Source organism: Alcaligenes nematophilus, from assembly GCF_026344155.1.
In the GTDB taxonomy this organism is placed as follows: domain Bacteria; phylum Pseudomonadota; class Gammaproteobacteria; order Burkholderiales; family Burkholderiaceae_B; genus Alcaligenes; species Alcaligenes phenolicus.
This window is the reverse complement of the sequence record NZ_JAPKMZ010000001.1, coordinates 965559-990680: the sequence shown is the minus strand read 5'-3', so window position 1 is coordinate 990680 and position 25122 is coordinate 965559. Positions and strand designations below refer to the sequence as shown.

Genomic DNA, 25122 nt, shown 5'->3' with positions numbered 1-25122 from the left:
CAATTGAATCAGTCTTTTAAGCCGAAACTTCCTCCAGCGAACGCCCCTTGGTTTCCACCCCCAATGCAATCACCACCAACGCTGCAATAGAAAAGGAAATAGCCCCCAAGGTGAAAACGCCTGCATGACCGGTCCAGGGCAGGATAAAGCCCACCAGCAGCGGTCCGAATAAGGAACCCAGTCGGCCAATGGAAGAGGCAAAGCCCGCGCCTGTGCTGCGTGTCCGTGTGGGGTACAGCTCGGGGGTGTAGGCATACAAAACCGACCACATGCCAAACATGAAGAACTGCATGCACAAACCAGCGCCAATCAGTTGAGCAACAGGCGCCTGACTGGTGGCGACGTGGCCATAAATAAAGGCACAGCCTGCGCTACCGAATAGCATCAAGACCATGGTTGCCTTGCGTCCCCATTTCTCCAGCAACCAGGCCGAGAAGATGAAGCCTGGAATACCGGCCAGGGAAATATAGATGGTGTAGGTAACGGACTTGGTGACTTCATACCCGGCTTGTTGTAGCAGTGCGCCCAGCCAGGTAGTCAGACCGTAGTAGCCCAGCAAGGAGAAGAACCATAGCATCCACAGCATCAAGGTGCGGCGGGCGTATTGGCCTTGCCAAAGTTGGGCAAACAGCGCGCCACGTTTCAACTTCTCGCAAGGGGTGGGAGGCAGGGGAGAGGGCAGGGCCTGGCCGCCGTTGGCCTGAATAACTTTATGTTCAAAGGCCGTGGTGACTTGTTCGGCGCGGTCGTTATGGCCTGCTTCTTCCAGCCAGCGGGGGGACTCAGGAACCCAACGGCGGATCACAAACACAAACAGGGCGGGGATAGACAGGGCAATGAAGATCCCGCGCCAGCCTATATAGTCCAGGCTCAGGTAGGTCAGAATCCCGGCGCTGATAAAGCCCAGCGGCCAGAAGCCTTCCAGAATCGCGATGTACCGACCGCGACTTTTAGCGGGCACAATCTCCGAGACCATGGCCAGGCCGATGGGAAACTCCATCCCCATGCCAAACCCCAGCAGCACCCGAAACGCCATCAACTGCTCGACGTTTTGGGACAGGCCACAGGCCAGGCTTCCTACGCCCCAAAAAATCATGCTCCATTGAAAGACAGGTTTGCGCCCGTACTTGTCTGCCAGCATGCCCGCAATGGCAGCACCCAAAAACATGCCTAAAAAGCTGGAGCTGGCCAGCATCCCCGCTTGCGCGGTGCTGAGCCCCATTTCTGCTTTGATGGAACCTAAAACAAAAGTCATGATGCCCAGGTCCATGGAGTCAAAGAACCAGGCGGTCGCGATAATACCGAACAGCATGCGTTGATAGCGTGTCATGGGCAATCGCTCCAGGCGATTGGCCACATTGGGGGATACGGCTGTCATAGGTGTCTCCTGTAGGTCCGCTCTTGTGGCGGGTTTATGTATAGGTGACCTGCCGTCAGGCCATGGCAGGCCTTTTTTCTTCTACTAATATATTACATGGATACTAGTGGTATCTATTTTAAGATTAAATAATGGTATGTACTTAGCTGGCTAATTAATTGTGGGTCAGTGCTCCGGCTAAAGAGCCCTCAAAAGCGTGTTGAATAATGCGTTGATAGGCGCTGGTGCAGTCAGCAACCGGGAAGGCTTTGGCAAGACGAGTCACTTGCAGGGCGTCGCTCAACAGGCGCTCCAGCTGATGCTCCTGTACGCTGCATTGGCTCAGGTCAGAGGGGATGTCCAGTTGCTCGACCAGCGACCGCACATAGGCAGGCAGGGCCAGTAAGGTATCTTCCGGCTTGCCGGTTGGCATGCCCAGTAGTTGGGCGACTTCCAGCAATTCCGAGGCGCGGGTTTCACGCAGTTCGTCCAGAACGTAGGGCAGCAGCACGGCATTGGTGGTGCCGTGAGATTGATGCGTCAAACCTGCCAGTGCGTAGGCAATGCCGTGCACCGCATTCAGACCTGCCGTGCCGTAGGACAGGGCGGCATAGTAGCTGGCGCTGGCCATGCCATCACGGGCCTCAGTGTCGGTGCCGTCGCGATAGGCTCGCAGCATGTATTGGCCGCACAGGCGTATGGACTCGCGTGCAAACATCATGGTCAGGCTGGATCGGCCACTATAGCCAGGGTCGGGGCTGCCACCACGATCAAACAGGCTGGCATCCTGCGTCACAAAGGATTCAATCGCGTGGGTCAGGGCATCAATACCGGCGTCGGCAGTGATGCGGGGTGGGCAGCTATCGCTGAGTTCCGGATCGATGACTGCAATGGCGGGACGCAGCGAATTGCCCATGACGGCAATTTTGGTGGCATTGTCGGGGTCGACCAGAATGGCTCCCGGTGTTGCTTCTGATCCCGTGCCGGAGGTGGTGGGCAGGGCGATCAAGGGCAAGGGCTTGGTGTGGGCGGGCCAGGTCCCGCTGTAGGTGCGTATGGGCTCCCCGGTGGGGACGGTCAGACACAGGGCTTTAGCCAGATCTATATTGCTGCCGCCGCCCAACGCCAATACGAAATCGATAGGGTGATCGGCCAGGTGGGCACGTACTTGCAGCGTGGCCTGATCACATAAGGTAGTGGAAGGATCTGGCTCGCCCCCATCAAAAACCACAAGTTCAATTCCCTGTTCTCTACAGGCGGCGATGTGGTCCTGAACCCAGGTGGTTTGAATGGTGAAAAAACGGTCGGTAATCAATAAGCCGCGACGCCAGCCCAAGTGCGCAATCAAGGCAGGTAGTTCATGGCGGCAGCCGCGTCCCATCAGGGTGCGGGGTGGTGGGCAAAAGAAAACGTGCGTGTTCATACGGCAGTCCTTGCGGTGTGTAGAGAGCAGAAGGGGTCTATCAATGAGGCGATCAGTTCAGTGTGTGAGCCCAGGATGCTGTGGCCCGCATCAGGCAGGCTGTGCAAGGTGGCTTGTGGCAGTGCCTGTGCCAACCGGTGGGCGTGCTCAATGGGACAGTCCTGATCCTGTTCGCCATGGATGATCAAAGAGGGGATGGAAATACGGGGAAGTTGCGCATACAGGTCGTGGTGCCGATTAGCCAGCCAGGTCCAGGCCACATCTTGATGACCTGCGGCCTCCAGCAGGCCCAGGCGCTGTTCCCGTTCTGCAATTTCTTGCAGCAAGGCAGGCGTGTCCTGGGCCTTGAACCATTGAGTCCGGTTCAGGCTGGCTGTGCCCGATAACAACAGCAGGGCTTGAGGCAGGGGGGCCTGTTCGTCCAGTAAAGTCAGATAGGTTTGCAGCACCACTGAGACGCCCAGGCTCCAGCCTGCCAGGACATAGGGTGTGTGTTCAGGCAAGGCTTGAATGCTGGCGCGTAGATCCTGCACAAAGCCGTCCAGCCCGTAATCTTCCTGGCTGGAGCCACGAAAGGTATCGCCTCGGCCTCGCAAGTCCGGGGTGTGCCAGGACATCAAATTCGAGCTGGCGTTGACCACTGGCAGCCAGCTGCGATGGGTGCCCTGAATCCCATGCACGGCAATGATGGTGGTCGGTTTTGAATCGCAGGCAATGCTCATGTGGCTTCCTGGAGTAGATAAATACAACTAAGATATGAGGCTGTTGCCCAGTTCCGGCCTTGTACTTGCAGGGCCAGAGCAGGCGTCAGAGTTTGGGTGTCAGCAGCAAACGCTGCGTTTTAAAGGCAGGGTCAGCATGGTTACAAGCAAGCGGAAGGTAGCGGGAAAAGGGCAGGCTCAAGATGAGGTGCTGGACATCAAGGCCTTGACGGAACCCAAGCCCAAGCTCACAGACATTGCTTATGAGCGTTTGGAAGAAGCCATCATTACCCTGAAGCTGCCGCCGGGCAGCATCGTGTCCGAGCTGACCTTGAGCCAGATGTTCGAGATTGGCCGCACGCCGATTCGGGAGGCTATTCAACGGCTGGCACGCGAACATTTGATGCTGGTCTTGCCGCAGCGTGGGCTGTTGATTCCAGAGCTGGACATGCCCAAGCAACTGCGCCTGATCGAGACGCGACGGGAGATCGAGCGTCTGATCTGCCGTAGTGCGGCCAAACGGGCGACACGCGATCAACGCGAGCAATTCAAGAGCTTGCATGATGCTTTCCTGGAAGCAGCCACCCAGAACGATGAAGTCAGTTTTATCCGGGCAGATCGACGGTTGAATGAGCTGGAAATCGAGGCGGCTCGCAATGAGTTTGCCGAGGCAGCGATGCGTCTGACACATGGGCTATCCCGTCGTTTCTGGTTCTGCCACTATCAGCAAAATCCGGATTTAACGGAGATGGGCAGACTGCATGCCAACTTGGCGATGTCCATTGCCGGGGGCGATATGGACCAGGCCGGTCAAAGCCTGGATCTCTTGATGGACTACATCGAAGAACTCGCCCGCACGACCCTGATTTCCAGCTTGTAAGGACAGGCAGGGTCTTAGCTGGCCAGACCACGCTCAAGGGCGTGGGCCTCTTCTTTTTTCAAGGCCGGGCCGTCCGTGGTGTCGCCAGTATCTTCAAAACGGAAACGGCGAATAATGGGCTTGAGCTCTTCCTTGACGTGCTTTTCGCTATAGCCATTGAACAGGTGGCCAAGCAGACCGCGACGCAGATCCGTAGTGCCCATGGCCCAGTCGGCGATCGGGAACGTCAGGTTCATGTTGTACTTCATCATGATGCCCTGATTATGGTGGGCGGTATGGTGGCGGCGAATGGTGTTGATGAAGGGCATATTGCGTACAAAGCTGTTCTCATGCACATGACAGCAGTAGTGAAAGGCCTCGTACACCAGGTACTGCGCCACCATGGTCATGAATACAAAATAGCCTGCATTGGGGTTGATGATGGTTGCGGCCAGCCAGCCCAGAATCCCGCCGCCTACCCCCAACGTGGCCAGAACGCGCCAGGGGAAAAACACAATCCGGAACTCCTTGCTGGAATCAATTGTGGCTTCGTTGTCGGTGAAGTACTGGTGATGCTGGCGGGTGTGGCGTTCGTAGATTTCCCGCAAGCCAATGATGTTGATGCGTCGGTGCATCACATAACGGTGCATGGCCCATTCAACAAAATTACCCGCCAGAAAAACGGGGATCACAATCAGCCATTCCCAACCTACCGGGCCTAGCTGGGTGATGCTGTAGTAAATCGCTGCCAAGCCCACGATATAGGTCACTACCACGTGAACAATGCCGTTGTAGGCGGGGCTGATGTTGGATTTGTAGTCCTCTCGGAACTTGCGTTGGCGTTCGCTCATCATGTCGGTTGTCTCCTGCGGGAAAAGGTTTATTCTTTAAATATCCAACTGACATATTAGTGATATTTTTTTCTGCGTCAAGCAGGGAAAACAGGGGGGAGGGAATGTGACAAGGGGGCGACTTAAGGGGAGAGCCCGCCACAGCGTTTGGTGGAGCAGTTTTTCAGGCTGGGTTCAGGGCTGGTTTTACAGTTTTACTGGCGAACTTGGAGCTGCTTTTTTTGTGATGAGGCGAGTTGGGAAGGGACAAGACGGGACACACTGGATCAAGGCTGGAGCAGGAGAGGAAAGGACGAGTGAAGGACAAAGCAAGGTAAAGAGTAGGGACAAAGGCAAAGGCAAAGGGATAGGTGCTGGTCAGATCAATCCAGAGTGGCCACTTTCGGAAAGTAGCCAACAGGAGGAGGCTCTGTTAAGCGAAGATAAAAAAAGCCGGCTCGAAAGCCGGCTTTTGGTCAGAGCGTTTGCAAGTCAGGAACTTACAGGCCCAGCACGTCTTGCATGTTGTACAGGCCAGTGTTTTTATCGCCCAGGAAACGGGCTGCACGCAGGCTGCCGTTGGCATAGCCAGCACGGCTGCTGGAGCGGTGCGAGATTTCGATGCGCTCGCCTTCGCCGCAGAAAAAAACGGTGTGGTCGCCCACAATATCGCCACCACGGACGACGGAGAAACCAATGCGGCCATCCTGACGGGCACCGGTGTGGCCGTGACGGGCCCAGTCAGCGACATCGTTCAGGGATTCACCCCAGGTTTTGGCAATGGCTTCGCCCATAGCCAGAGCTGTACCCGATGGCGCATCCACCTTGTTGCGGTGGTGGGCCTCAAACACCTCGGCGTCGTAGCCCTGGTTCAGCAAGGCAGCCGCCATTTCAATCAACTTCAGGGTGGCATTGACGCCTACGCTCATGTTCGGAGCGAAGACAATAGCAATTTCACGGCCAGCCGCCAGAATCTGTTGTTTCTCTGCTTCGGAAAAACCGGTGGTGCCAATGACCAGACGGGTGCCGTGCTGCATGCAGGCGTCCAGATGGGCCATGGTGCCTTCAGGGCGGGTGAAGTCGATCAGGCAATCTGCCTGGGCCAGGGCGTTCAGGTCGTCCGTGACTTTGATACCTGTGTCTTTACCCAGAAAGGCTCCTGCGTCCTGACCAATGGCTTTGGAGCCGCTGTGGTCCAAGGCCGCGGCCAGTGTCAGGTCGGTACTGTTCAAAACAGCTTCAATCAGCATACGGCCCATTCGGCCGTCTGCGCCAGCAATGGCAATGCGCATGTATCCAGTGTCCTTAACGTAAAGCTTAAAGCGTGGGCTGGTTGCCGCTCACGCTGGGCGTTGGGGCGGCTTGGTCGGCGTCAGCGGGGGGCGGGGTGTGTTTCTTGCCTGTGTCGCTGCGCTCGAAGGGCTGGCGGTCAGGTTGCTCGTCGCCTTCCCAGCGAACCAGAGTGTCGCCTTCAAACCAGACGGTAAAGGTGCGCTGCTCGCTCTTGCCGTAGCCAGGCTTGTTCAGGTAAGGGTAGTCCCAACGGTCGGCGTGGAAAATGTCCTGCAAGGTGGGCGAACCCAGCAGGTAACGAACCTGTTCGCGTGTCATCCCCGATTGCAGGCGGGCCACTTGCTCGGCAGTGATCCAGTTCCCCTGCTGAATGTCGGCGCGGTATGGGAAGCCCCATTTAGAGGATCCGCAGGCGCTCAGGGCGGCGGCAGCCAGGCTGGCTGCGAGTATGGCGCGGATGACAGGAGTGAATGAATTGGCCTTCTTCTGCACGAAATGCCCCAGTAGGAATAAAATCGTTATCATATAAGGGTTTAGGAAAAAGCGCATGAATTGCGCATTGAACCGCCTCAAGACGAGCTGGTTTTCAACCAGGACGGACTTGAGATCCATCCCCATCAAGATGCGATAATTTAGCCATGAACGATCAAAATGAACTGAAGAACATGGGGCTTAAGGCGACTTTTCCGCGCCTGAAGATTCTGGATATTTTTCGCCGCTCCGACCAGGACGGTCAACGCCACCTGAGCGCTGAAGACGTATACCGCCTGCTTATTGCCGAAGAAGTCGATATTGGTTTGGCCACGGTTTACCGTGTGTTGACCCAGTTCGAGCAAGCCGGCATTTTGGTGCGCAGCCAGTTTGACGGCGGCAAAGCCGTCTTTGAACTGAATGACGGCGATCACCACGATCACCTGATCTGCACCAATTGTGGCGTTGTGGAAGAGTTTACCGACAGCAATATCGAAGCCCGCCAGCACCAGGTCGCCAAAGACCACGGTTTTGTGCTGGAGAGCCATACCATGCTGCTGTACGGCATTTGCCCCAAGTGCTCGGAAGCAGGCAAGCAGGCCAAGCCTACTTTGCGCAGTTAATCCCTTTGTAGAGGGTCCGCCGGTGCGGGATCTGATGATTGGGGGCAGGATAGCCAGGGCGGCATCCTGAAAATTCAAAGAACAATCAGATCCGGATCATAGGGCCTCACGATTGGATACAAAAAAACCACCAGCTGCTTCGGCGCTGGTGGTTTAGCTTGCGTTTCAAAATTGCTTAACGCTGACGTGCCAGCATTTCCCGCGCATGTTCACGCGTTGTTTGTGTAATTTCCAGACCACCCAGCATGCGGGCGATTTCGTCCACGCGTTCGTCTTGCGTCAAAGGACGGATAGAGGAAAAGGTCTGACCTTGCTCGGTCGTTTTCTCGACCTTCAAATGATGGTTGCCGCAAGCGGCCACTTGGGGCAGGTGGGTCACACACAAGACCTGATGACGTGCCCCCAACTCTTGCAGCAAGCGTCCCACCACTTCGGCCACCGCGCCACCGACACCCGTATCCACCTCGTCAAAAATCAAGGTAGGCACGCGGGCTGCCTGGCTGGCGATAACAGACAGTGCCAGGGAAATTCGGGCCAGCTCACCACCCGAGGCCACTTTGGCCAGCGGACGTGGTGTTACCCCTTCGTGACCAGCCACCAGAAACTCCACCTGCTCTGCGCCGTGAACCTGAGGTGTGCAAGCGGTCAGGGCGACCTCGAAGCGACCGCCTTGCATGGCCATGGACTGCATCGCCTGGCTGACCTGTTTGCTCAGTTGCACACTGGTTTTGCGTCTTGCGGCACTTAGCTTGCTACTTAGCTCCTGGTACTGCTTTTCAGCCTGCTGAGCCTTGGCTTGCAAGGCTTCCAGATCAAAAGACTGTTGCAGTTGTGCCAGCTGTTCCTGCCAGGTTTCCAGCAGGCTGGGCAGTTCTTCGGGCTCCACTTTCAGCTTGCGTGCGGCACTGAAAATGGCAGAAACCCGTTCTTCTGCCTGCGCCAGACGCTCGGGGTCCAGCTCCATATCGCTTAGATAACTGTTCAAGTCCGAAGCTGCTTCGGTGACGGCAATTTGTGCCGACTCCAAGGCATCCACAATCGCTTGCAGGCCTGGGTCATGACGCAGCAGGGCGCTCATTTCGTGGCTGGCTTTGCCCAGCAGTTGCTGTACCGAGGTTTCCTCGCCATCCAGAGCCGTCAGGGCCAAGGCACTGCCGTCAATCAAGGCCTGGGCATGGGACAGGCGGGTGTGTTCTTGTTGCAACTGGTCCCATTCACCAGCACGCAGATTCAGGCTGGACAGCTCGTTGATCTGCCACTCTAGACGCTCCTGCTCTCGTTTGCCCTGCTCAGCACTTTGACTGGCCTGTTCGACGGCTTTGCGTGCCTGGCTCAATTGCTGCCAGGACTGCGCCACTTGGCGCGCCAGGGGTAAATGGCCGCCTTGGCTGTCGAGCAGATCGTATTGGCTTTGAGGGTTCATCAGACTTTGATGAGCGTGCTGACCGTGAATATCCACCAGCAATTCACCCAGCTCGCGCAATTGAGTCAGGGTTGCAGCGCTGCCATTGATGTAGCTGCGGTTGCGACCTTGCTGGTCGATCAGTCGACGCAAGATCAACTCGTCCGCGACATCGAAGTCACGCTCGCGCAGCCAGCTTTGAATGTCTTGTTCACAATCGAAGTGCGCGCTGACTTCAGTGCGCGGACAGCCCTCGCGGATGGCTTTGGCATCGCCGCGTGCCCCCAGCACCAGGGAGAGCGCGTCAATCAGAATGGATTTACCAGCGCCGGTCTCTCCGGAAAAAACCGTGAAGCCGGAGTCGAAATCAATCGTGGCTTGATCCACGATCACAAAGTCTCGAACGTGCAGGGTACGGAGCATAGGGGTTTATTCGTTTTCGTCGTTAGGCAAAGGGATGTGATTCCAGCCCAGCTTCTGACGCAGGGTGGAAAAAAAGCTGTAGCCCTTGGGATGGATAAAGCGAATGGTGTCCTGGGAGCGACGCACGTCAATGCGGTCTCCCTGCTGACAGTCCGACCAGGTTTGCATGTCAAAGTGCACGCTGCCACCCGATTCCACCCGGCCCAGAGCCGTAATGGTCAAGTTCAGGGTGCCTGTGTCGGGTAGCACGATAGGGCGGTGCGACAGGGTTTGCGGAGCAACGGGGACCAGCAAAAATGCCTTCAGGGAAGGGTGCAGCAAGGGACCACTGGCCGCCAGCGCATAGGCCGTGGAGCCCGTGGGGGTGGAGATGATCAGGCCGTCGGAGCGCTGGCGGTACATGAATACGCCGTCAAGCTCGACACGCAGCTCGATCATGCCGCCGCGCCCGGCACGGTTGATGACCACATCGTTCAGGGCCACGCCTGAATACAGCACTTGCCCGTCACGCACCACGCGGCCTTCCAGCATGGAGCGCTCTTCAATGTCGTATTCGCCTTTCAGCACGCGCAGCAAGGCGTCGTTGGCGTCATCCAGGGGAATGTCGGTAATGAAGCCCAGGCGGCCGTGGTTGATCCCAATCAGGGGAACCTTGCTGTGGGCTAATTCGCGCGCAGCGCCTATCATGGTGCCATCCCCGCCCATCACGATAGCCAGATCGGCGCGCTCGCCAATTTGGGCATAATCGCCGATGGGGAATTCGGTAATACCGGCATTCTGGGCGGTTGTGGCCTCAAGCAGCACCGAGCAACCAGTGTTGACCAGGGTTTTAGCCAGCGATCGGATGGGCGCATCCAAGCCGGAGTCCTGGTATCTGCCAACAATGGCAACCGTTTTGAAATGCATGGGGCGAAAACCTTATGATTGATGAAATAATGGCGATCAGTGGATTATAGAGTTGCCACTCTAGGCTTGGCTGTAAGATTCTCCCCTTTATCATGCAGAGCTGGTGTTTTTAAGTGACGTACGCGACATGGATGACAGAGCAAATGCCTTGTTGAAAGTGCTGATCGAGCGTTACATCGCCGATGGTCAGCCGGTAGGGTCCCGTACCTTATCGACCATTTTTGATTTTTCCCCGGCCACGATTCGTAATGTGATGGCCGAGCTGGAAGGCCTGGGCCTGATTCATAGCCCCCACACCTCGGCGGGGCGCATTCCTACGCCCAAAGGCTATCGCCTGTTTGTGGATCGCCTCCTGGCTGCCGAGCGTTTCGAGCGGCCCGATGCACGCAACCTTAGCCAGTACCTGCCTTTTGACGAGCCCAACCGGGCGGTCAGTTCTGCCGCTTCCTTGCTGTCGAATCTGTCGCAGTTTGCCGGTGTGGTGCTGGCGCCGAAAAAAGCCCAGACTTTCAGGCAGATTGAATTTATTCGCCTGTCTGACAAACGGGTGTTGCTGATTATCGTCACGCCGGATGGTGATGTGCAAAACCGCATTCTGTTCGTGCCGCGCGATTATCTGGAGCAGGAGCTGGTTGAGGCCAGCAACTTCTTCAATCAGCATTTCTCGGGCATGTCCTTCGAGTCGGTCAAGCTGGCCTTGTCGCAGGAACTCAGCTCCTTGCAGGCGGACATTTCGCGCCTGATGCAACAAGCGGTGGATGTGGGTAGCCATCAGCCCGATAGTGAAGAAGCCGTGGTGATCGCTGGAGAAAGCAAGTTGTTGAACGTGACGGAAATGGTGGCGGATATGGACCGTTTACGCCGCCTGTTTTCCCTGTTCGAGAAAAAAACCGATCTGCTGCACCTGCTGGATGTTTCCAGCCAGGCCGATGGCGTACAGATTTATATAGGCGGAGACTCCCAGCTTTTGCCTTTGGACGATGTGTCCGTCATTACTGCGCCGTATGGCGTGGATGGCAAGGTCGTGGGCACGCTGGGTGTGATCGGGCCATCGCGGATGGCGTATGATCGTGTGATTCCTATCGTGGACATTACGGCCCGGCTATTGTCCAATGCCTTGAGCCATCACTCTGCCAGTTAAGGGATGGACCTTCGGCCTGCTGTTGGGCTGAGGGCCATCTGGCTGTCTAACGTACTAATCATCATGCCCAAGTTGTTTGCTTCTCCTTATTTGCCCGAAGCGCAGGACGCCGATATGTTCAATGATCAGGCTCCGGTACGCGAGGCCGGGTCCATCGGTATCTTGCTGGTCAATCTGGGCACGCCGGACCAGCCCGATGCTGCGTCCATTCGTCGCTATCTGGGTGAGTTTCTGTCTGATCCTCGGGTCATTGAGATTCCGCAGCCGGTCTGGCAGATTATTCTGCGTCTGTTCATCTTGCCGCGCCGCCCCAGCAAGCTGGCACCGCGCTACAGGGATATCTGGTTGCCACAAGGCGCGCCCTTGCTGGTCTACAGCCAGGCACAGGCCGATGGCCTGCAAGAGCTGCTGCAATCGCAAGGCCATGATGTGAAGGTGGAGCTGGGTATGCGTTATGGCAACCCGTCCATTGCTAGTGGTCTGGATAAATTGAAAGCAGCGGGTTGCGAACGAATCTTGAGCTTGCCCCTGTACCCGCAGTATGCAGCCAGCACCACGGCTACGGCGGTGGATTGCGTGGCGGAGCACCTTGGAAAACAGCGCAATCAACCTGAGCTGCGCTTCCTCAAGCGTTACCATACGCACCCGGACTACATTGGCCCGCTGGCGGCACAGATACGCCGCTACTGGGATGAACATGGCAAGCCAGAGCGTCTGCTATTGAGCTTTCACGGCTTGCCGCGCCGCTGCGTGGAGCTGGGCGACCCTTATTACCGTGACTGCCGTGAAACAGCGGATGCCTTGCGTGCGGCGCTGGATGAGCCTGCTGTAGAAGTGCATATGGCATTTCAAAGTCGCTTTGGTGCGCAGCGCTGGCTGGAACCCTATACCGAGCCCACCTTGCGCGAATGGGGCAAGCAGGGCGTGGGGCGTGTGGATGCCGTCTGCCCCGGTTTTCTGGCCGATTGTCTGGAGACGCTGGAAGAAATCCAGGTGGAATGCCGCGACGCTTTCCTGGAAGAAGGTGGCCGCGAGTTCCATTACATACCTTGCCTGAATGACGATCCGCAATGGATTGAGGGTCTGGGACGGCTGGCCGTGCAGCATCTGGGAGGCTGGTTGCCCAGCCGTCTGGTGCCAGCCTGATAGCGGTATTGGACGTTTTCCAAGGGACTGGCCAGCAAAATATGCAGGCGGGTCTTGAACTGGGGGCAGATGCCCCCATTTTTATGCGATCAACGAATTCTGTAGTGGAGATACATCGAATGGCTACACATGCCGATCCCAATAAGCCTCTGGACGGGGAAGTGACGGAAAACACGCCTGAACAGGCACAACAGGGCACCCCCGAGCACGAGCAGCCAGAGATTTTGGCTCAGCAGCCCGAAGAAAGTTCGGCTGATCTGGCCACCGAGTTGGCTCAGGCCCAGGAAAAAGTGTCGCAGTACTACGACCAGCTGCTGCGTGCCAAGGCCGAAGTGGAAAACATTCGCCGCCGTGCGGAGGATGATGTCTCTAAAGCCCGCAAGTTCGGCACCGAGTCCTTTGCTGAAAGCCTGATTCCCGTGCGTGACAGCCTGGAAGCGGCTCTGGCCCAGACCGAGCAAAGCACGGACGCCTGGAAAGAAGGCGTGGAAACTACCTTGCGTCAACTGAACAAGGCTTTTGAGCGCAACAACCTGAAAGAAGTGGCTCCCCAAGCCGGTGACAAGTTTGATCCGCACCTGCACCAAGCCATTTCGGCCGTACCTTCGGAGTTTGAAGAAGGCGCAGTGGCTCAGTTGCTGCAAAAGGGCTACACCATTTCGGATCGCGTGTTGCGTCCCGCCTTGGTGATGGTGTCGGCCCCCAAGTAATAGAGCCAGCCTGTCTGTGCGCGCAGGCTGTCCGGAATCAAGGCGTTTTTGACTGCTTTTTCGGATCAGCCGCTTGCACGGTAAAAAAATAAGGCCATTGCTCTTGAAATGCACGCAGAGTTCCCCATATGCATTTCATCAAATAATTTGCTTTCGCAATCAATCTTTTAGTCAGGTAAAAAATCATGGGCAAAATCATTGGTATTGACCTTGGAACCACCAATAGCTGTGTATCGGTGTTGGATGGCGACCAGGTTCGTATTATCGAAAATGCCGAAGGCGGTCGTACGACCCCTTCCATCGTGGCTTACATGCAGGATGGCGAAATCCTGGTTGGCGCTCCTGCCAAACGCCAGGCGGTCACCAACCCCACCAACACTATCTTCGCTGTCAAGCGCTTGATCGGTCGTAAGTTCACTGAAAAGGCAGTTCAGACAGACATCGAGCACGTGCCTTACACCATCACTGCCGCCGACAACGGCGACGCATGGGTGGAAGCTCAAGGCAAGAAGATGGCACCTCAGCAAGTGTCCGCCGACATCTTGCGCAAAATGAAGAAAACCGCCGAAGACTACCTGGGCGAAGAAGTAACCGAGGCCGTGATTACCGTGCCTGCTTACTTTAACGACAGCCAGCGTCAGGCAACCAAGGACGCAGGCCGCATTGCCGGTCTGGAAGTCAAGCGCATCATTAACGAGCCTACCGCCGCAGCTTTGGCTTTCGGTCTGGACAAGGCTGACAAGGGTGATCGCAAGATCGCTGTGTACGACTTGGGTGGCGGTACGTTTGACGTGTCCATCATCGAAATCGCCGACATCGACGGTGAGAAGCAATTCGAAGTGCTCTCCACCAACGGTGACACCTTCCTGGGCGGCGAAGACTTTGACAAGCGCATCATCGACTACATCATTGACGAGTTCAAGAAAGAAAGCGGCGTTGATCTGTCCAAAGACGTGCTGGCCTTGCAGCGCCTGAAAGAGTCCGCTGAAAAAGCCAAGATCGAACTGTCTTCCACGCAGCAGACCGAAATCAACCTGCCTTACATCACGGCAGACGCTTCCGGTCCCAAGCACTTGAACCTGAAGATCACTCGCTCCAAGCTGGAAGCGCTGGTTGAAGACCTGATCGAACGCACGATCGAGCCTTGCCGTGTTGCCATCAAGGATGCGGGCGTGAAGGTTTCGGAAATCGACGACGTGATCCTGGTCGGCGGCATGAGCCGTATGCCCAAGGTGCAAGAGCGCGTTAAAGAGTTCTTTGGCCGTGACCCACGTAAAGACATCAACCCTGACGAAGCTGTTGCCGCTGGTGCAGCCATTCAAGGTTCCGTGTTGTCCGGCGATCGTACTGACGTCTTGTTGCTGGACGTGACTCCTCTGTCCCTGGGTATTGAAACCCTGGGTGGCGTCATGACCAAGATGATCCAGAAGAACACCACGATTCCTACGCGTCACTCGCAAGTGTTCTCCACGGCTGACGATAACCAGCCTGCTGTGACCATCAAGGTGTTCCAGGGCGAGCGTGAAATCGCTGCCGGTAACAAGGCTCTGGGCGAGTTCAACCTGGAAGGCATTCCACCAGCAGCACGTGGCCTGCCACAGATTGAAGTGACCTTCGACATCGACGCCAACGGTATCTTGCACGTGTCCGCCAAAGACAAGGGCACAGGCAAAGAGAACAAGATCACCATCAAGGCAAACTCCGGTTTGTCCGACGAGGAGATCGAGCGCATGGTGAAAGATGCCGAGGTCAACGCAGCAGAAGACCACCGCATCGCTGAGCTGGCTGTTGCACGCAACCAGGCCGAGGCTTTGATTCACTCTACCCGCAAGTCCATGACGGACTACGGCGACAAGCTGGAAGCGGAAGAGAAAGAAGCCATCGAGAAGGCCATCGCTGATCTGGAGGAAACTCTGAAAGAAGGCGATAAGGAAGCCATCGACGCCAAGGTGGAAGCACTGGGTGTGGCCTCGCAGAAACTGGGCGAGAAGATGTACGCCGACATGCAGGCTCAAGCCGCAGCACAGGAAGGTGCTGAAGGCACAGCCCAGCAGCCCGCCGACGAGAACGTGGTCGACGCTGACTTTAAAGAAGTCAAACGCGATCAGTAATTGCGAGCCTGAATAAGGTTCCCTGGCCCGATCTTTGGCGGCATACGCTGGAGATCGGGCATTATTATTCAAACAGCGGCGTTTGGACGTCGTTAATCAAACATGGCAAAACGCGATTTATACGAAATTCTCGGTGTGGCCAAAAATGCGACGCAGGATGAAATCCGCAAGGCGTATCGCAAGCTGGCCATGAAGTTCCACCCTGACCGTAATCCGGATAGCAAGGACGCCGAGGAAAAGTTCAAGGAAGCCAAGGAAGCGTACGAGATCCTGTCCGACGAACAGAAACGCGAAGCCTATGACCGCTATGGTCATGCCGGAGTCGATCCCAATGCCGGCATGGGCGGTATGGGTGGCGGCATGGGCGGGGCCGGATTTGCAGACGCCTTTGGCGATATATTTGGCGAAATCTTTGGTGGTGGCGGCGGACGTCGTGGCGGTGGCCCTCAGGTTTACCGTGGCGCGGACTTGCGCTATTCGCTGGATATCAGCCTGGAGCAGGCAGCAGCCGGTTTTGATACTGAAATTCGTGTACCAAGCTGGGAAAACTGCGAAACCTGCTCGGGTTCGGGTGCCAAGCCCGGTACCTCTGCACAGACTTGTCGCACTTGCCAAGGTAGTGGCGCGGTCCGTATGCAGCAGGGCATTTTCAGCATGCAGCAAACCTGCCCGACCTGTCACGGTAGCGGCAAGGAAATTCCTGATCCCTGCGTGGTGTGTCACGGCGAAGGCAAGGTCAAGAAGACCAAGACTTTGCAGGTCAAGATTCCAGCCGGTATTGATGATGGCATGCGCATTCGCTCCAGCGGCAATGGTGAGCCTGGCGTTAACGGTGGTCCTGCCGGTGACTTGTATGTGGAAATCCGCATCAAGCCGCACGGTATTTTCCAGCGTGATGGCGAGGACCTGCATTGCGAACTGACCATCCCCTTTACCACGGCGGCCTTGGGCGGAACGGTGGAAGTGCCTACCCTGACAGGGCGTGGCGAAATCACCATCCCTGAAGGCACCCAAGTGGGCAAGACCTTCCGCTTGCGTGGCAAGGGTATCAAGGGTTTGCGTTCCAGCTACCCCGGTGACTTGTACTGCCACATTCAAATCGAGACACCTGTACGTCTGAACGAAGAGCAAAAGAAATTGCTGCGTCAGTTTGAACAGGCCTTGAGCGATGGTGGCGTCAAGCACTCGCCAAAAAGCGAATCCTGGACGGACAAGGTGAAGGGTTTCTTCTCCTGAATCCTGGCAGGGCTCCAGCAAGGAGTCGCCAAGTAGAAAGTAAAAAGCCCGGTACTTTTGTACCGGGCTTTTTTACGCCTGCTCAAAGTTCAGGCAAGCGGGGTTGCTGGCTTGATCAAGGTTGGGCATCCAGTGGCTCTGGAGCCGGCGCTGTCACCGGAGCCTGTTCTGCGGTTTCAGGTGCTGGCGTGGCGGCACCTTGCTTTTGACGCTCATGGTCAGCGGCAACCGCTACGACCATTTCCTTGGGTTTCAGGTATTTGCGCAAAACCGCATTGACTTGCTCCGCATTGAGTTTTTGCAGATCCTGGTCCATTTTCTCGGACCATTCAAAGCTGCGGCCCAGGTCCAGGTAATTCAACCACGCACTGCTGACCACGGTGTCCTGGCTGCGCGACAAGCGGCGGTAGTTCAGCAAGGCATTCACACCTTCCTTGACCTCTTGCTCGCTAAAGCCATCTTTCAGTGTTTGGGCCAGGACCTCGTCGATAGTCTTGCTCAACTTATCGCTATTGCTGGGAGCGTGAATGGCATAGACCGTCCACGAACCCTTGGGTTCATAGCTGGACGCATCCACCTGGCTGCGGACGTTGTAGGACAAGCCATCCTCTACGCGCACACGGTTCCACAAGCGCGAGGTTTCAGACAGGCCCAGCAAGTAGTTTGCCAGGTAGACAGCCGGAAAGTCCGCATCGCTGTCTTGCAGTTTCAGGCCCAGGTCCGCCAGATAGAAGGCATTTGCCTTGTCCGGCGTGTTGATGTCAAAGACCTTGGGAGCCACGGTCTGCAGTGGATCGTCCGGACGCTGGTAGGTCGGGGCTTTGCGCCAGCCTTTCAAACCATCGGCCAACGCCTTGCGAACCTCGTCCTTGTCAAAGTCACCCACGGCGCTAAAGGCGACATCACCCGTACCGTAGAATTTTTGATGGAAATCCCGCACCTGTTTGATGTTAATCGCCTGGACTCGCTCTATGCCTTCTTCAAAGCTGGGCGTGTAGCGGATATCGTCTTTGGGCCATGGGTTGGTGTAGCGTTCAATCGCTTGGCTGGCCAAAGCAGCAGGTTCAGTGCTGGCCGATTTCAGATCGGTGACCACGGCTTGCTGATATTTCTTCAGCTCGTCCTCGGGGAAGTTTGCGTTGCGCAGCACGTCCAGCGCCAGAGCAATGGCTTTGGGCAGGTTCTCGCGGTTGGAGGACAGGCTCAGGTACAGACGACCATTGGAGCCGCTGGTGCTGAACTGGGTTTGCATGGCGGTGAACTGATCAGAAATCTGTTCGCGGTTCAGTTTCTTGGTACCGGTGCTCAGCAGGCTGGCGACGGCTGCAGCGGTAGCGGTCTGGTTCTTGAGCTGATCAGGTGAACCAAACTTGAAGGACAAGCGAGCCTCCACGCGTTCCGCGCGAGTTCCCTTGGGCAGCAGGGCCATTTTCACTTCGCCCAGATCCTTACCCAAGGATAAGGGCTGCAGATCGGTGCGGGCCATGATGTTGGCAGGGCTAGGATCAAAGGCTTCTACCGTTTTGCCGCCATCCTTGCCGGTGTAGTCCTGGACCAGCTTGGCCACATCAACGGTGCTGGCTTCAGGAGCGCGCAGCGGTTTTTCTGTGGGGATGTACAAGCCATTGCTGCGGTTGCTGGCGACTAACCAGGTTTCCAGTGCCTTTTGAACTTGGGGCAGCTTGGCGGCTTCTACCCGGTCGCGCTGCAGGAAAAACAAACGCCAGTCGCCGCTGGCCGCGGCTTCGGATAACGCGCTGGCCAGACTGGAGGGGTTGGCATAAGTTTGTGTCCAGCCCGTCATCCACTGGCTGCGGATGCGCTCCAGGTCCGTATCTTTCAACGGGGATTTGGCCAGGCCTTCCAGCGTGTCATTCATGACCTTCAAGGCCTTTTGCTGATCCATATCAGGTTTCAGCTCCGCACCAAACAGGGCGTAGCCTGGATCGTGGCTTTCGGAATCAAAGCTGAATACGCTGGTGGCCAGGTTCTTGTTGACCAGATTCTTGTACAACTGTCCGCTGGGGGTGTCGCCCAAGGCGCTGATGCCCAGGCTCAAGTCCATGTATTCCGGGCTGGCAGCGCTGGGCAGGTGGTACAGCGACATGATCAAGGGCGCACCACCGTGACGGCGCAAGGTGACTGTGCGGGTACCGTCTTGCACGGGTTCAACCGTGTATTCGGGGCGCAGCGTGCGAGTCGGTTTTGGGATGGAGCCAAAGGCCTTGGCAATGTGCTCCAGAGTCTGATCGGTGTCGAACTGCCCGGTCACAAACAGCACCGCATTATCGGGCTGATAGTAGTCGTGGTAGAACTTGCGCAGTTGTTCAATATCCACGTTTTCGACGTCGGAGCGGGCGCCAATCGTGGTCTTGCCGTAGCTATGCCATTGGTACGCAGCGGCTGTCAGCTTTTGCATCAGAACACGGAAAGGGCTGTTTTCACCGCTTTCCATTTCATTGCGCACCACGGGCATTTCCGCTTCCAGATCCTGCTTGTCGATCAGAGCGTTGACCATCACGTCGGCTTGCCAGTCCAGATACCATTTCAGGGTCTCGGGATCAGCGGCGAAGCTGGCAAAGTAATTGGTACGGTCGCTGGAGGTGGTGCCGTTGGCTTCCAGGCCACGTTTGGAAAATTCTCCCAGCGCATTGCGCAGGGTGGGGGTGCCGCGAAACAGCATATGCTCCAGAAGGTGAGCCATGCCGGTTTGCCCATAGTTCTCGTGTCGCGAGCCGACCAGGTAGGTCATGTTGACGGTGGTCGTAGGTTTGGAATCGTCTGGGGCCAGAACAAGGCGCAAGCCATTGTCCAGCGTGTATTGAGTGACGCCTTCGATAGAGGGGCCTTGGGCCAGACCTGCGGGTAGGGCATAGGCTGCCAGCGAAGTGGACAGCAGCGCAGCCCCTGCAAGATGGCGCAGGCGCAGGGCGGCAATCAGTACAGAGAGTTTCATGAACACATCCTTACGGTTTTAGCGATGAAAAAGCCAGCCAAGCCGACCAGTGTCTTTTGTAGCATGGGGCCGTTTGGCTGGGTAGGCGACTTCTCTCGCAAATGTCCTGCACCATCGAAAAAAAGCCCACCAGGGGTACTGGTGGGCAAAACAGCAAGAAACCGGTCCCTGATCTTCAGTCAGGTTTGCGCTTGAGTCTGTGCAGCGCATCATGACGGAGATGGCCGATGCTGCCGGTCAAAAACTCGTGCAAGGCGGCCAGTTGGCCCGGATTGTGCTGAGCAGTGGCCTTGATAATGTGCTGCGCAGCGTGTTCCATATTGGCGATCAGGCGTTTACATCGTTCCTGATTGGGGTAGAGGCAAGTCATGCGTCCATCGCGAGGGTGTGGCTTGCGAGTCAGATAACCAGCGTGCTCCAGCCGGGTAATCAGGGCGTGGTTGCCACTAGGGCTAAGGTGCAGGAGCTGGGCCAGCCTGCCCGGCGACAAGTGTTTGAGCTCCAGTACAAATTCCAGTGCCTTGTATTCGTTCAGGCTCAGGCCCGCTTCTTGTGCCAGTTCGTGCTTGTTGGCTTCCATATAGACATCGAACTGACGCACCATCATGCGCACAATGTCGCCTCGCATATGCCCTGACAGCACCGTATCCGGAGGATCGGTGTCGATCCAGGTCCTGGTCAGTGTCTGTTTATCTGGCATACGCACAAATCCTTAATGTGGTGCGCCACCCAGCAGTCCGCTGAGCAGACCCGTGACGGGGCTCAACAAACTGCTATTGGCTGCTGTTGTTGTGGAGCTGTCCGCAGGCAGTGATGCCTGCGCCTTATTTACGGGGCTGGTCGAGATATTGCCCAGCAAGCCTGTGACAGGCGTCAACAAACCATTATTGCTGTCTGGTGTATTGGGCAAGCCGCCTGCCAGTCCGCCCAGCAGATTGCTGACCGGAGCAAGCAGGCCGTTATTGCTTGTGTCGGTGTTGAGCAAGCCCCCGCCCGCAGCGTTGACCAGATTGGTGACGGGGGAGAGGAGATTTACGTTGCCAGGATTGTTGCTTGCCAGACCATCGAGCGGCCGGCTGTTGGCAGGTGCTTGAACTCCACCTTGACGCAGAGCGCCTGTTGCATTGGCTTGGCTGCCTGTCAAATCGGTAAGCGTGCTGCTAATGGGGTAAGGGCTGCCCGGATTATTTCTGACCAGGTCACCAACGTTGCCAACAGTGTCACTAACGACGTGGAGTACTGATCCGGCAGTTTGTCCTGCATTCAGGGGAAGCCACGTTAGTTCAAGCTCTTGAGCCAGATCGTCAACTTCCTGTCTTATTATATAGACAGCCGTCTTGTAAAACAGGTCATAATCTGTGGCGTAATAAAATAAGTCGAAAACGGGGAGGAGGGCGTTGGGCTGCTCCATTAGAGATGCTTTATCGAGTGCTGGATCGACATTCATCAAGCTCGTAGCAAATGTGCTGGATGCTGGCAGGGGCAGACTGTTGATACCCACGATGTCAGCCTGCGCGCTTAGTGAAACCAGGCTCGCTGTCAGGCCGAGTAAAATGATCCTGCTGGATGCAAAGCGTGTCTTTGTAGTCATGACTTACTCCATCTAGTGATCAGGATTGCTCAGACATTTCTGCTGGAGATGAGAGAGGTCCTGGGATTAGGGAATGGGGCGGTGTGTGCCCCATTCTCCTGTCCGGTTCAGCGAGAAGCGCCCAGCAGACCGCCGAGCAGCCCAGTTACGGGGGCTAGCAGCCCGTTTTGGTCTGCAGAGCTGTTGTCTACGATGTTGATTGCCCCTGTGGAGTCGTTAGTAGAGGGATGAGAAATCGGGTGAAGCAGGCCCTCTGCCAAAACGGTCACTGGTGCTAGCACGCCTGTGGAATTAGCATTCACTGCGGATAAGCTGCCCGTCAGCCCAGCAAGCAGATGTCCAGCTGGAGCTGACAAGCCATTGTTCGTGGGCAAGACACTTAGAGACTGCAGCTGATTGTCGTTCTGTAAGAGAGCAGTGGCTGCATCTGCCACCCCGCCGGTGACGTAACTGAGGGCTGACGTTAATGGATAGTGGGTGTCAGTTGCGTCATATAGCAATCCGCTAGCACTGCCAATTGCATCGCCTACGCTGTGAACGAGCAAGCCAGATGCTTCGCCCAGACCGAAAGGCAGATCGGATTGTTCAATAAGTCCTTCCAGGATATCGACAGCGTCACTTGACACAATGTTGATTGTTTCTCCTGTTTTGGAAACGACATAACCTAAGTCAATGGCGTCATATATGCGTTTTTCGTAATCCGAAATCTGTCGAATCTCCTCTACCAAGAGTGGCTGTTCCAGGTGAAAGTAGTTAGGTCTGTTTGGAAAGATAATGTCGACAGTTCTATCCAGGTTTCTCAGCGTCATTTCTGCTGGGCTGGTCGCCTCTGCAGTTGAAATAAGGTGTGCCGGAATATTTGAAACTGAAGGGGGGGCTTGGTGATCCATTGCCGGTCCGCTAGCATGGGCAGACAGCGCCAGTAAGGGGCCCAGCAGGCTGAATAAAATGGTCCTGCTGGATGCAAAGCGTATCTTTGTAATCATGACTTACTCCATCTAGTGTTCAGGATTGCTTAGCCATTTCAGGTAGCGATGCGAGAAGTCCCGGGATTCAGGAAGAGGGCGGTGCAGGCCCCATTCGCCCGTCTTGTTCAGCGAGGGGGGGCCAGCAAACCACCGAGCAGCCCGGTTACGGGGGCCAGAAGGCCGCCATTGCTGGTGTCTCCATTTCCATTAAGACCGGCAAGGACATTCGTGACGGGGGCAAGCAGACCATCAGTGGTTCCCGTATTCAGGCTTATTCGTGGGGCCGAGTCGGGTGCTAAGGTTGGCAAGGGAGACAAAAGAGTATTCCCTTGAAGTAAAGCGTCTGTAGCCGCAGCAATTCCGTTGGTTGCATGTCCCAATATGGACGCCAGGGGATTAGGTTCATTAGGGATGTCGTAGAGCAGGCCGCCTGTACTGAGAACGGCATCGCCTACGCCATGAAGCAGTCCCGATGCAGCCTGTCCTGCTTGCAAGGGCAAATCGGTAGCAGCCACGGTGTCACCCAGAGAGTCGAGTGATTCATGTGCCAACTGGAGCGCGGGGCTTAACACCTGCCCCGGCTTGAGCCAGGAATGAAGTTGATTGTGCAAAACTTCAAACGTCACCTCGAATTGGACGTAGTCTAGAACGGAGTTGTCCAGGCCCTGACCCAGTAGTGTTGTTGTCGGTTCAAGTTCAAGGGGAAGAAGATTGTCAACCGCCCTTCCCAAGTTGCCCAGACTGCTTTCTAGAACTTGGGCCTGCGCGGTCAGCGAAAACAGGCTGGCTGTCAGGCTGAGCAACATGATCCCGCTGGATGCAAAACGTGTCTTTCTAGTCATGACTTACTCCATCTAGTGATCAGGATTGCTCAGCCATTTCAAGCAGAACTGAGGGAGATCCTGGGGTTAAGGAATAGGGCGGTGTACGCCCCATCCCCTGTGCTTAGCGAGGGCCGCCAAGCAAGCCACCAAGCAGTCCGGTTACCGGTGCCAGCAAGCCGCCATTGTTGGTGCCTGCAGTGGCTCCACCACCAGCGCTTGCGTTGCCAGAGGCGCCTACATCAACCGATGCAGTGACACCACCCAACAGTCCGCCGGTCAGTCCACCAACCAAGCCGGTGACAGGAGACAGCAAGCCGCCGTTAGCGCCTTCGCCACCACCCAGGCCACCCAGCAGTCCTGTGACGGGGGCCAGCAAGCCACCGTTGCCAGCCTCACCGCTACCCAAGCCGCCGGTCAGTCCACCGACCAGGTTGGTGACAGGAGACAGCAAGCCGCCGTTAGCGCCTTCGCCACCGCCCAGGCCACCCAGCAGTCCTGTTACGGGGGATAGCAGGCCACCGTTGCCAGCATCACTGCCGCCCAAGCTGCCGGTCAGTCCACCAAGCAGGTTGGTGACAGGAGACAGCAGGCCGCCGTTAGCGCCTTCGCCACCGCCCAGGCCACCGAGCAGTCCTGTTACGGGGGATAGCAAGCCACCGTTGCCAGCATCACCACCGCCCAAACCGCCAGTCAGTCCGCCGAGCAAGCCGGTTACTGGCGAGAGCAGCCCGCCTTCCCCACTACCTGTCAGCCCGCCAGTCAAGGAGGCGACAGCTTGTGTGGCGTGATTCAGGGTGTTGCCCAGCGGGTTCGTGTTGGTATCTGTTTTATGCAAGAGGCCACCGACCGAGGCAACAGCCTGACCCAAGTGGTTAACGGTGCCGCCCAGACCCAGAGGGGTTGCGCCATCAATCTGCGTACCCACATTGCTCAGGGCGCTGCCTACGCCACCCAGCAAAGCATTGATAGGCTGACCAACACCCAGACCGTCACCCACTTGTTGGGTGACATGAGTGACCGTTGCACCAACAGGAGCGACTACGGTGTCCAGGGTCTCGCCGACATTGCCCAGGATGGGGTTCAAGCCAATGGGCAAAATGTTGTCGACTGTCTGGCCTACATTTGCCAAGGCAGGTTCCAGGATAGGGGCAGCATCAGCACCATTGAGCAAGTCGCCCAGCCCCAATTGTCCTGTCAGGGGATACAGCAGACTGCCTTCACCCAGCAGGGAGCCTGTCAGTGCAGCAACACCGCTGGTTGCATGGCCCAGTACGGCTGTCAGCGGCTTAGGATTGTTTGCATCAGCGTGAAGCAGGCCGCCTGCGCTGCCCACGGCATTGCCCAGACCGCTCAGCAAGCCTCCAACACCCTGGCCCAGATTCAGGGGCAGGCCGCTGTTACCCAATTGCTCGCCCAAGTTGGTGACGACGCCGCCAACTTGCTGTGTCAGACCATTGATGGGTTGGCCCAAGCCGGTTGCGCCACCAATTTGTTGAGTCAGACCTGTTGCCGTGTCCACGACAGGAGCGACTACGGTATCCAGTGTTTTGCCCAGTTTGCCGCCGGTATCTTGCAAGCCGACTGGCAGGACGTTGTCGACGGCTTCACCTACATTATTCAGAGTGGTTTCCAGTGGGCCCGGCGTACGCGTGGGGGGATTACCGCCGTTATCGCCACCGCCGTTGTCACCACCACCGTTGTCACCGCCGCCGTTATCACCGCCGCCGTTATCGCCACCGCCGTTATCACCGCCGCCGTTGTCGCCACCGCCGTTATCGCCACCGCCGTTGTCACCACCACCGTTGTCGCCGCCGCCGTTATCGCCACCGCCGTTGTCACCACCGCCGTTGTCGCCGCCGCCGTTGTCACCGCCGCCGTTGTCACCACCACCGTTGTCGCCGCCACCAGTGCCTGGGCCTGGATTGGTGGGGGTTTCCGATCCGCCGCCACCGCTGCCACTACTGCCACCACCGGATAAACTGCCGCAGGCAGTCAGCGCTAAAGTGCTGGCCATCAGGGTGGCCAGGAGTGTCAGGCGCAGGCCTGGTTTCTTGCTGTCTGTATTTTTATGCATTGCTTGCTCCAATAAATCATCGGGGGACTTGCTTGCTTCCTGAGTCTAGTTAAGCAATTCACGTGCCAATTTATTGG

General features: G+C 56.7%; 21 protein-coding genes. 7 read left to right on the top strand and 14 right to left on the bottom strand.

Features of this window, described 5'->3' with window-relative positions:
• Positions 1-16: 16 nt before the first annotated feature.
• From OSH04_RS04675 to OSH04_RS04665, 3 genes are all read right to left on the bottom strand, one after another.
• Positions 17-1378: an MFS transporter gene (locus tag OSH04_RS04675; RefSeq protein ID WP_021446915.1), complete on the bottom strand. Its 1362-nt coding sequence runs from the start codon at positions 1376-1378 to the stop codon at positions 17-19.
• Between the two features lie 154 nt (positions 1379-1532).
• Entirely contained in the window at positions 1533-2780 is a 1248-nt protein-coding gene (locus OSH04_RS04670) for an iron-containing alcohol dehydrogenase (RefSeq protein WP_266108009.1), read from the bottom strand.
• Entirely contained in the window at positions 2777-3502 is a 726-nt protein-coding gene (locus tag OSH04_RS04665) for an alpha/beta fold hydrolase (protein ID WP_266108008.1), read from the bottom strand. Before OSH04_RS04665 ends, OSH04_RS04670 begins: the two co-directional genes overlap by 4 nt.
• Before the next feature lie 136 nt (positions 3503-3638).
• On the opposite strand from OSH04_RS04665, the gene OSH04_RS04660 reads away from it, so the two are divergent.
• Positions 3639-4361 (top strand): GntR family transcriptional regulator, encoded by a 723-nt coding sequence (locus tag OSH04_RS04660; RefSeq protein WP_026483247.1) that lies wholly within the window; start codon positions 3639-3641, stop codon positions 4359-4361.
• Positions 4362-4375: 14 nt separating this feature from the next.
• Here OSH04_RS04660 and OSH04_RS04655 read toward each other — a convergent pair whose 3' ends face one another.
• The 3 genes from OSH04_RS04655 to OSH04_RS04645 all read right to left on the bottom strand — a co-directional run bounded on the left by OSH04_RS04655 (position 4376) and on the right by OSH04_RS04645 (position 6988).
• A complete protein-coding gene (locus OSH04_RS04655) occupies positions 4376-5194 on the bottom strand; it encodes a sterol desaturase family protein (protein WP_009459555.1) in 819 nt (272 codons plus the stop codon).
• A 476-nt stretch (positions 5195-5670) separates the two neighbouring features.
• A complete protein-coding gene (gene dapB / locus OSH04_RS04650) occupies positions 5671-6462 on the bottom strand; it encodes a 4-hydroxy-tetrahydrodipicolinate reductase (protein ID WP_026483245.1) in 792 nt (263 codons plus the stop codon).
• Positions 6463-6487: 25 nt separating this feature from the next.
• Positions 6488-6988 (bottom strand): outer membrane protein assembly factor BamE, encoded by a 501-nt coding sequence (locus OSH04_RS04645; protein WP_196784070.1) that lies wholly within the window; start codon positions 6986-6988, stop codon positions 6488-6490.
• 113 nt (positions 6989-7101) lie between these two features.
• Here OSH04_RS04645 and fur point away from each other — a divergent pair, with 113 nt between their 5' ends.
• Complete coding sequence (gene fur / locus OSH04_RS04640) at positions 7102-7557, top strand: ferric iron uptake transcriptional regulator (protein WP_035272094.1); 456 nt, start codon at positions 7102-7104, stop codon at positions 7555-7557.
• A 175-nt stretch (positions 7558-7732) separates the two neighbouring features.
• On the opposite strand, the gene recN is transcribed toward fur, so the two are convergent.
• Both recN and OSH04_RS04630 read right to left on the bottom strand, forming a co-directional pair.
• Positions 7733-9382 carry a DNA repair protein RecN gene (gene recN / locus OSH04_RS04635; RefSeq protein WP_247966569.1) on the bottom strand — a complete coding sequence of 550 codons (1650 nt, stop codon included), beginning with the start codon at positions 9380-9382 and terminating at the stop codon, positions 7733-7735.
• 6 nt (positions 9383-9388) lie between these two features.
• The gene (locus tag OSH04_RS04630) at positions 9389-10288 is read right to left on the bottom strand and encodes an NAD kinase (protein WP_009459550.1); all 900 of its coding nucleotides are present in this window, start codon (positions 10286-10288) and stop codon (positions 9389-9391) included.
• A 127-nt stretch (positions 10289-10415) separates the two neighbouring features.
• On the opposite strand from OSH04_RS04630, the gene hrcA reads away from it, so the two are divergent.
• The 5 genes from hrcA (at position 10416) to dnaJ (ending at position 16632) form a co-directional block, all read left to right on the top strand.
• The gene (gene hrcA / locus OSH04_RS04625) at positions 10416-11429 is read left to right on the top strand and encodes a heat-inducible transcriptional repressor HrcA (RefSeq protein WP_009459549.1); all 1014 of its coding nucleotides are present in this window, start codon (positions 10416-10418) and stop codon (positions 11427-11429) included.
• Positions 11430-11492: 63 nt separating this feature from the next.
• Positions 11493-12575 carry a ferrochelatase gene (gene hemH / locus OSH04_RS04620; RefSeq protein ID WP_266108007.1) on the top strand — a complete coding sequence of 361 codons (1083 nt, stop codon included), beginning with the start codon at positions 11493-11495 and terminating at the stop codon, positions 12573-12575.
• A 119-nt stretch (positions 12576-12694) separates the two neighbouring features.
• Positions 12695-13285 (top strand): nucleotide exchange factor GrpE, encoded by a 591-nt coding sequence (grpE, locus tag OSH04_RS04615; protein WP_009459546.1) that lies wholly within the window; start codon positions 12695-12697, stop codon positions 13283-13285.
• Positions 13286-13470: 185 nt separating this feature from the next.
• Entirely contained in the window at positions 13471-15396 is a 1926-nt protein-coding gene (gene dnaK / locus OSH04_RS04610) for a molecular chaperone DnaK (RefSeq protein ID WP_035272098.1), read from the top strand.
• A 102-nt stretch (positions 15397-15498) separates the two neighbouring features.
• Entirely contained in the window at positions 15499-16632 is a 1134-nt protein-coding gene (gene dnaJ / locus OSH04_RS04605) for a molecular chaperone DnaJ (protein ID WP_009459542.1), read from the top strand.
• 115 nt (positions 16633-16747) lie between these two features.
• Here dnaJ and OSH04_RS04600 read toward each other — a convergent pair whose 3' ends face one another.
• The 6 genes from OSH04_RS04600 to OSH04_RS04575 form a co-directional block, all read right to left on the bottom strand.
• Positions 16748-19588 (bottom strand): M16 family metallopeptidase, encoded by a 2841-nt coding sequence (locus tag OSH04_RS04600; protein WP_266108006.1) that lies wholly within the window; start codon positions 19586-19588, stop codon positions 16748-16750.
• A gap of 175 nt (positions 19589-19763) precedes the next feature.
• Positions 19764-20288 carry a MarR family winged helix-turn-helix transcriptional regulator gene (locus OSH04_RS04595; protein WP_266108005.1) on the bottom strand — a complete coding sequence of 175 codons (525 nt, stop codon included), beginning with the start codon at positions 20286-20288 and terminating at the stop codon, positions 19764-19766.
• 12 nt (positions 20289-20300) lie between these two features.
• Positions 20301-21179 (bottom strand): hypothetical protein, encoded by an 879-nt coding sequence (locus OSH04_RS04590; RefSeq protein WP_143241162.1) that lies wholly within the window; start codon positions 21177-21179, stop codon positions 20301-20303.
• Positions 21180-21286: 107 nt separating this feature from the next.
• Positions 21287-22165, bottom strand: a complete 879-nt coding sequence (locus OSH04_RS04585; protein WP_266108004.1) for a hypothetical protein — start codon at positions 22163-22165, stop codon at positions 21287-21289.
• A gap of 107 nt (positions 22166-22272) precedes the next feature.
• Entirely contained in the window at positions 22273-22989 is a 717-nt protein-coding gene (locus OSH04_RS04580) for a hypothetical protein (RefSeq protein ID WP_266108003.1), read from the bottom strand.
• Positions 22990-23092: 103 nt separating this feature from the next.
• Positions 23093-25045 carry a collagen-like triple helix repeat-containing protein gene (locus OSH04_RS04575; RefSeq protein WP_266108002.1) on the bottom strand — a complete coding sequence of 651 codons (1953 nt, stop codon included), beginning with the start codon at positions 25043-25045 and terminating at the stop codon, positions 23093-23095.
• Positions 25046-25122 lie beyond the last annotated feature (77 nt).